6 protein-coding genes are annotated in these 6,902 nt (G+C 71.0%); 5 read left to right on the top strand and 1 reads right to left on the bottom strand.

Annotated elements, in window-relative coordinates:
- Nucleotides 1–662: glutamate racemase (locus tag QJS33_RS08700; protein WP_306367359.1), on the bottom strand; the 662-nt coding region annotated here is incomplete at its 3' end.
- Between the two features lie 227 nt (nt 663–889).
- Here QJS33_RS08700 and QJS33_RS08695 point away from each other — a divergent pair.
- The 5 genes from QJS33_RS08695 to QJS33_RS08675 all read left to right on the top strand — a co-directional run bounded on the left by QJS33_RS08695 (nt 890) and on the right by QJS33_RS08675 (nt 6,824).
- Entirely contained in the window at nt 890–2,341 is a 1,452-nt protein-coding gene (locus QJS33_RS08695) for an FAD-binding oxidoreductase (RefSeq protein ID WP_306367358.1), read from the top strand.
- Between the two features lie 67 nt (nt 2,342–2,408).
- Complete coding sequence (locus tag QJS33_RS08690; protein WP_306367357.1) at nt 2,409–3,698, top strand: cyclopropane-fatty-acyl-phospholipid synthase family protein; 1,290 nt, start codon at nt 2,409–2,411, stop codon at nt 3,696–3,698.
- A 101-nt stretch (nt 3,699–3,799) separates the two neighbouring features.
- A complete protein-coding gene (locus QJS33_RS08685) occupies nt 3,800–4,282 on the top strand; it encodes a hypothetical protein (RefSeq protein WP_372339617.1) in 483 nt (160 codons plus the stop codon).
- Between the two features lie 251 nt (nt 4,283–4,533).
- Entirely contained in the window at nt 4,534–5,820 is a 1,287-nt protein-coding gene (locus QJS33_RS08680) for a sugar ABC transporter substrate-binding protein (protein WP_306367355.1), read from the top strand.
- Between the two features lie 104 nt (nt 5,821–5,924).
- Entirely contained in the window at nt 5,925–6,824 is a 900-nt protein-coding gene (locus tag QJS33_RS08675; protein WP_306367367.1) for a carbohydrate ABC transporter permease, read from the top strand.
- Nucleotides 6,825–6,902 lie beyond the last annotated feature (78 nt).

Genomic DNA, 6,902 nt, shown 5'->3' with positions numbered 1-6,902 from the left:
ATGCGGCGCAGCGTCTGCGCGGCCACCGCGTCCGCCGCGGTGAACAGCTCCACCCCGCCCGCGGCGTCCGGCCGGGCCCGCAGGGCCTCGGTGATCGCAGCGCCGACCAGGTCGTAGTGAGTACACCCCAGCACGATCCCGCGCACCCGGCCCGGAGTGCGCTCCGCCGCGTAGGCGACCGCCTCGGCGATCCGCCCCGGGTCGGCCGACTCCACCGCCTCCGCCAGCCCGACGCACGCCACCGGGGTCACGTCCACTCCCCGGGCGAAGGTCTCCACCAGCCGCCGCTGGTACTCGCTGCGGGTGGTCGCCTCGGTCGACCACACCGCGATCGGCGTGCCCGCGGTCGCCGCCGGTTTGATCGCCGGGACCGTCCCCACCACCGGCACACCCGGCTCGAACCGCTCCCGCAACTCCGCCAGCCCGTGCACCGACGCCGTGTTGCACGGCACCACCACCGCGTCCACCTCGCCCCCCGCCGCGTGCACGGCGGCCCGCGCACCGGCCAGGGCGCGCTCGACGATCTCGTCGTGGGTACGCGGCCCCCACGGCATGTGGTCCGGATCCATGGACAGGTACAGCTCGGCGTCCGGCCGGGCGGCGAACAGCGCCGCGGCGGTGGACAGCATGCCGATTCCGGAATCTACGACAGCGATGCGCATGAACCCCGATCCTATCCGCGGGCCCCGCCCCCACCCGAGCCGCAGCTCGGGCCGGGGTCGCGGCCCCGGCCCGGACCGCTTCTGCGACGACACGACATAAATGGGGTGGTTTCCTTCGTTACCGCTAGGTAGAACTGAGGGGATCGGTCCCCTCCGGCCCACCACGACCGGATTCGACCGGTCCACGCTGTGCCTCACTCGCGCCACGACCGGGAACGGGATCAGGGATGAGTCCTCAACGGCAGGGAACGAACAGCGACACCGCCTCCGGCGGCGACACCGGCCTGGCCCGGCACATCGCGGCGGTCAACCGGTTGCGCCGCGACTACCGGTCCCTGCCGCCCGACGCGCCGGTCCGGCTCGCCAAACCCACCTCCAACCTGTTCCGGTTCCGCGAGCCCACCTCAGCGCCCACCCTCGACGTCTCCGCCTTCACCGGCGTCATCTCCATCGACCCGGTCGAGCGCCTGGCCGACGTCGGCGGCATGACCACCTACGAGGACCTGGTCGCCGCCACCCTCCCGCACGGGCTCATGCCCACCGTCGTCCCCCAGCTGCGCACCATCACCCTGGGCGGCGCCGTCACCGGGATGGGCATCGAGTCCTCCTCCTTCCGCAACGGCCTGCCGCACGAGGCCGTCCAGGAGATGGAGATCCTCACCGGTTCCGGCGACATCGTCACCGCCACCCGCGACAACGCCCACGCCGATCTCTTCCACGGCTTTCCCAACTCCTACGGCACCCTCGGCTACAGCCTGCGCCTGCGCATCGAACTGGAACCCGTCTCCCCGTACGTGCACCTGCGCCACCTGCGCTTCCACGACGCCGCCGAGGCCATGGACGCCCTGGCCCGGATCTGCGCCGACCACTCCCACGACGGCCGACCGGTCGACTTCGTCGACGGGGTGGCCTTCTCCCGTGACGAGCTGTACCTGACGGTGGCCCGCTTCACCGACCGGGCGCCCTGGGCGAGCGACTACACCGGGCAGGAGATCTACTACCGCTCCATCCGGGACAACGCCGACAACGGTCCGGGCGACTACCTCACCGTCCACGACTACCTGTGGCGCTGGGACACCGACTGGTTCTGGTGCTCGCGCGCCTTCGGCGTGCAGAACCCGGTGGTGCGCTCCCTGTGGCCGCGCTCCCTCAAACGCTCGGACGTCTACCGCAGGCTGGTGGCCTGGGACCGGCGCACCGCCTTCTCCCGGCTGCTCAACCACTACCGGGGCCGCCGCCCCCAGGAACCCCTCATCCAGGACATCGAGGTGGGTGTGGAGCGCGGGGCCGAGTTCCTCGACTTCTTCCACGGTGAGATCGGCATGACCCCGGTGTGGATGTGCCCGCTGCGCCTGAAGGAACCGCGCCGGCCCGACCTGGCCCCCGGCGACCACGTGTGGCCGCTCTACCCGCTGGAGAGCGACCGCCTCTACGTCAACTTCGGCTTCTGGGGCCTGGTCGACATGAAGCCCGGCCAGCGCCGAGCCCACCACAACCGGCGGGTGGAGGAGCGCGTCGCCGAACTCGACGGCCACAAGTCGCTGTACTCCGACTCCTTCTACACCGAGGAGGAGTTCTGGCGCCTCTACAACGGCTCCGCCTACGCCGATCTCAAGGAGACCTACGACCCGCAGGGGAGGCTGCTGGACCTGTACGCCAAGTGCGTACGCAACGGATGACACCACGCAGAAACGGGAGGCGACCCGTGGAGCGGGCCGCATCCGCGAGAGGAAGGGAAAGAAGAACATGCGGCTCGCCGAGATCTTCGAGCGCGTCGTGGGACCCGACGCGCCCATCCGCTTCACGGCCTACGACGGCAGTGCCTCCGGAGACCCGAACAGCGACGTCCACCTGCACGTGCGCACCCCGGTCGCGGTCAACTACCTGGCCCAGTCGCCCAACGCCCTGGGCCTGACCCGCGCCTACGTCTCCGGGCACCTGGAGGTGGAGGGCGACATGTACACCGTCCTGCGGCGGATGACCGACTTCGTCTTCGCGGAGGGGATCAACGTGTCCGCCCGCGACCTGGCGGCCATCGTCCGCTCCGTGGGCTGGGTCAAGTTCGTCAACCGGGTCGCCCCGCCGCCCCAGGAGGTGACGCGCGGCCGTCTGGCCGGGCTGGGCTGGCGCCACTCCAAGCAGCGCGACGCCGAGGCCATCCACCACCACTACGACGTCTCCAACGCCTTCTACGAGCTGGTGCTGGGCCCGTCCATGACCTATACCTGTGCGGTCTTCGACGACGCCGACGGAGCACCGGGCCGGGCGGAGGCGAACGACGGCGCCCTGGAGAGCGCCCAGTTCCGCAAGTACGAGCTGGTCGCGAACAAGCTCGGCCTGGAACCGGGCATGCGCCTGCTCGACGTGGGCTGCGGCTGGGGCGGCATGGTCATGCACGCCGCCCGCGAGTACAAGGTCAAGGTGCTGGGCGTCACCCTGTCCAAGGAACAGGCCGAGTGGGCGGCCAAGCGCATCGCCCAGGAGGGGCTGTCGGACCTGGCCGAGGTCCGCCACATGGACTACCGGGACGTCCCCGACGGCGGCTTCGACCGGATCAGCTCCATCGGCCTGACCGAGCACATCGGCGCCCGCAACCTTCCCGCCTACTTCTCGTCGCTGAACGACAAGCTGGTGCCGGGCGGCCGACTGCTCAACCACTGCATCACCCGGCCCCGCAACGACCTGCGCCCGATGGACACCGACGGGGTCATCAACCGTTACGTGTTCCCCGACGGCGAGCTGGAGGGGCCCGGCGAGATCCAGACGGCCATGAACGACGCCGGGTTCGAGATCCGCCACCAGGAGAACCTGCGCGAGCACTACGCGCTCACCCTGCGCCACTGGGGCGCCAACCTGGAGCGGAACTGGGACGCGGCGGTCGCCGAGGTCGGCGAGGGCACCGCCCGGGTCTGGCGGCTGTACATGGCCGGGTGCGTGCTCGGCTTCGAGAGGAACGTGGTGCAGCTCCACCAGATCCTGGGCGTCAAGCTCGACGGCACCGACGCCCACATGCCGCTGCGCCCGCGGTTCCAGTAGGAGACGGAGCCGGGAACGCCGTTCGCCCGCGGCGATCCCGGCCTGTCCGCGCCCCGCTGGGGCCCGCGGCACGGCATCATGGACACGAGACCTTACGAGGAGTGCCCGTGACCGAGAACGCCGAGGGGGAAGGCCCCCTCGTCCCGGACCAGCCGGACCACGTCAAGCGCACCGCGATCGACCTGATCGCGGCCTACGCCGACCGCAACCGGGACGAGCTGGAGCGGGTGATCCCGCGGGCGGCCGACGACGCCGATGCGGTGCAGTCGGAGCTGCGCGTCATCTCCGCGTTCCTGGGCCGCCGGGTCCAGGAGACCGGGGTGGTGTGGAAGCCCGCCGACTCCCGGGAGGCCGTGGCCCGCACCGTCGCGGAGATGCTCCCGCCGGAGCTGGAGTTCGCGGTCTCCACCGCCTGGGAGGCGCACACCGTGGGCGAGGAGGAGGCCGCCGAGCGCTTCACCCGCGGCGACCCCATGGTCTACGTCCACATGCTCGCCGCGTTCTCCGCCGCCATCGGCCTGGCGGTGTACAAGCGGGCCGAGCTCATCGCCATCCTGCGACAGGTGACCGGCCTGTCCGACTGACCGGTCGGCGAGGGCGCCCACGGGGTTCCACGGGTCCGGGGCGGAGGGGCCGGGGGAGGTGGACGATCACCTGTCGCACACCTCCCGCGGAGCCCGGAAACCCCTGCGGCCACGGGGGCCCGGGCCCGTCCGGCGGTGTCCTCTAACAGCTCAGACACAAAATGGAGTGGTTTACTTCACTCCTCGCCGTTCTTTACGTAGGTTTCCTACCAACCCCGAGGGGACCCACGACAGGAACGGGAGGCGAGCCGATGGCCCGCACACGAACCCGCAAGTACGTTCCGCTCCCCGCAGCCGCACTTGCCCTGACCCTGGCCGCGACCGCGTGCGCGGGGGGAGGCGGCACCGGCGGCGGTGACACCGACGGCCTCACCGTGTGGATCATGGAGGGCACCAACCCCGACGCCACCGGTTTCTTCGACGAGGCCAACGCCGCCTTCACCGAGGAGACCGGGACCGAGGTGGTGGTCGAGTTCGTCCCGTGGGACGGCGCCCAGGACAAGATCTCCACCGCCATCGCCGGCGGCACCATGCCCGACGTCATCGAGCTCGGCAACACCTTCGTCCCCGGCTTCGCCGACTCCGGGGCCCTGCACGACCTGTCCGCCTACGGGGTCGACACCTCCCTCTACGTACCCGGCCTCATGGACATGGGAGCCCTCGGCGAAGGGGTCTACGGGGTCCCCTGGTACGCCTCCATCCGCTCCATGGTCTACCGCACCGACGTGTTCGAGGAGCACGACCTGGAGGTCCCCGAGACCTGGGACGAGCTCCGCGAGACCGCACTGGAGATCAAGGAGGCCGAGCCGGACATGATCGCCCTGCCGGTGCCGGGCGACGCCCAGTACTCGGTCATGCCGTGGATCTGGGGCGGCGGGGCCGAGATCGCCGTCCAGGAGGACGGCGGCACGTGGGTGTCCGGGGTGGACTCCCCCGAGGCGCGCGAGGGCCTCGAATTCTTCACCGGCCTGGCCCTGGAGGACGGCACCTCCACCACCGGCGCCGTCAACTGGAACGAGATCAACATCATGGAGTCGTTCTCCGAGGGCGACGCCGCCATCGCGCTGCTCGGCAGCGCCAACCCCAAGGCCATCGTGGAGAACAACCCCGACCTGGAGGGCCTGCTGGGCTCCTTCCCCATCCCGGGCCCGGAGGCCGGCACCTACACGCCGTCGTTCGCCGGCGGCTCGCTGCTGTCGGTGTTCGAGGGCACCGGCAACGAGGAGGCCGCGTGGAGCTACGTGGAGCACCTCACCGGTGAGGACAACATGATGCTCTGGGCCGAGCAGACCGGGTTCTTCCCCGGCCTCACCGGGAGCATCGACCCGTTCACCGCCTCCGCCGACCCCGTCCTGGAGGCCTACGCCGTCCAGCTCGCAGAGGCGAGCAAGGGCGTGCCCACCGCCCCCGCCTGGAGCCAGGTCGAGGCCGAGAAGGTCCTGGTCGGCATGCAGCAGTCCATCCTCAACGGCACCTCGGTGGAGGACGCCACCACCCGGGCCGCCGACGACATCGAACGCATCCTCAACGGAGGTTGACACACGTGGGAACACCGGTCGGGCAGGCGCTCGGCGGCACGGCACCGGGGCTCCGGGCGCCGACCGGCCCGCCCGGCCGGGGGCGGCGCGCTCCCGCCCTCGGCCTGAGGCGGCGCCGCGCACTGCTGCCCTGGGTGCTGCTCGCCCCCGCCCTGGCGGTCATCGCCGCCCTGCTGCTCTTCCCGCTCGCCCGGATCGTGTGGCTGTCGTTCCGCGACTACAAGCTGCGCAACCTGGTGTCGGGGGAGTCGGACTTCATCGGTCCGGCCAACTACATCACCCTGTTCACGGACTCCTACCTGTGGCGGGTCGCCCTGCCCAACACCGTGGGGTTCGCCGTGGTCGCGGTGGTCTCCACCGTGGTGCTGGGCACCCTCGTGGCGCTGCTGCTGTCCCGGCTGCGCCCGGTCACCCGGGTCGTCGTGGTCTCGTGCATCATGGTCGCCTGGGCCATGCCCGCCGTGAGCGGCACCTACGTGTGGCTGTGGATCTTCGACGTCGACGACGGCGTCGTCGCCCAGGTCCTCAAGAGCGCGGGCCTGCTGGGCCCCGAGGGGTACAACTGGTTCGCCGACCGGCTGTTCTTCTACGCGATCGTCGTCCTCAACGTGGTCCACGGCGGGTTCCCGTTCGTGGCCGTCACCGTCCTGGCCGGGCTGCTCACCGTGCCCCGCGAACTGCACGAGGCCGCCCTGTTGGACGGCGCCGGGGCGTGGAAGCGGTTCTGGCACGTCACCTTCCCGGTCCTGCGCCCGGTGTTCGCCGTCGTCACCATCTTGTCCACCATCTGGGACTTCAAGGTCTTCGCCCAGGTCTACCTGATGCCCGGCGGCGGGGTCGGCGGCTCGGAGATGCTCAACCTGGGCGTGTGGACCTACGTGAGCTCCTTCGGGCAGAGGGACTACGGGACGGGGTCGGCCATCGCCGTGATCCTCACCCTGCTCCTGTTGGCGGTCACCGCGGTCTACCTGCGGGCCCTGTTCCGAGAGGACGAACTGCGTTGAGCGCCCCCGCCGACACCACGTCCGCCACCGCCGCCTGGGAGCGCCGGGTCCGCCGGGCCCGCCGCCGCGGCGACGCCC

It is taken from the genome of Nocardiopsis sp. CC223A, assembly GCF_030766825.1.
Classification (GTDB): Bacteria; Actinomycetota; Actinomycetes; order Streptosporangiales; family Streptosporangiaceae; genus Nocardiopsis.
This window is presented reverse-complemented; position numbering and strand designations above follow the sequence as displayed.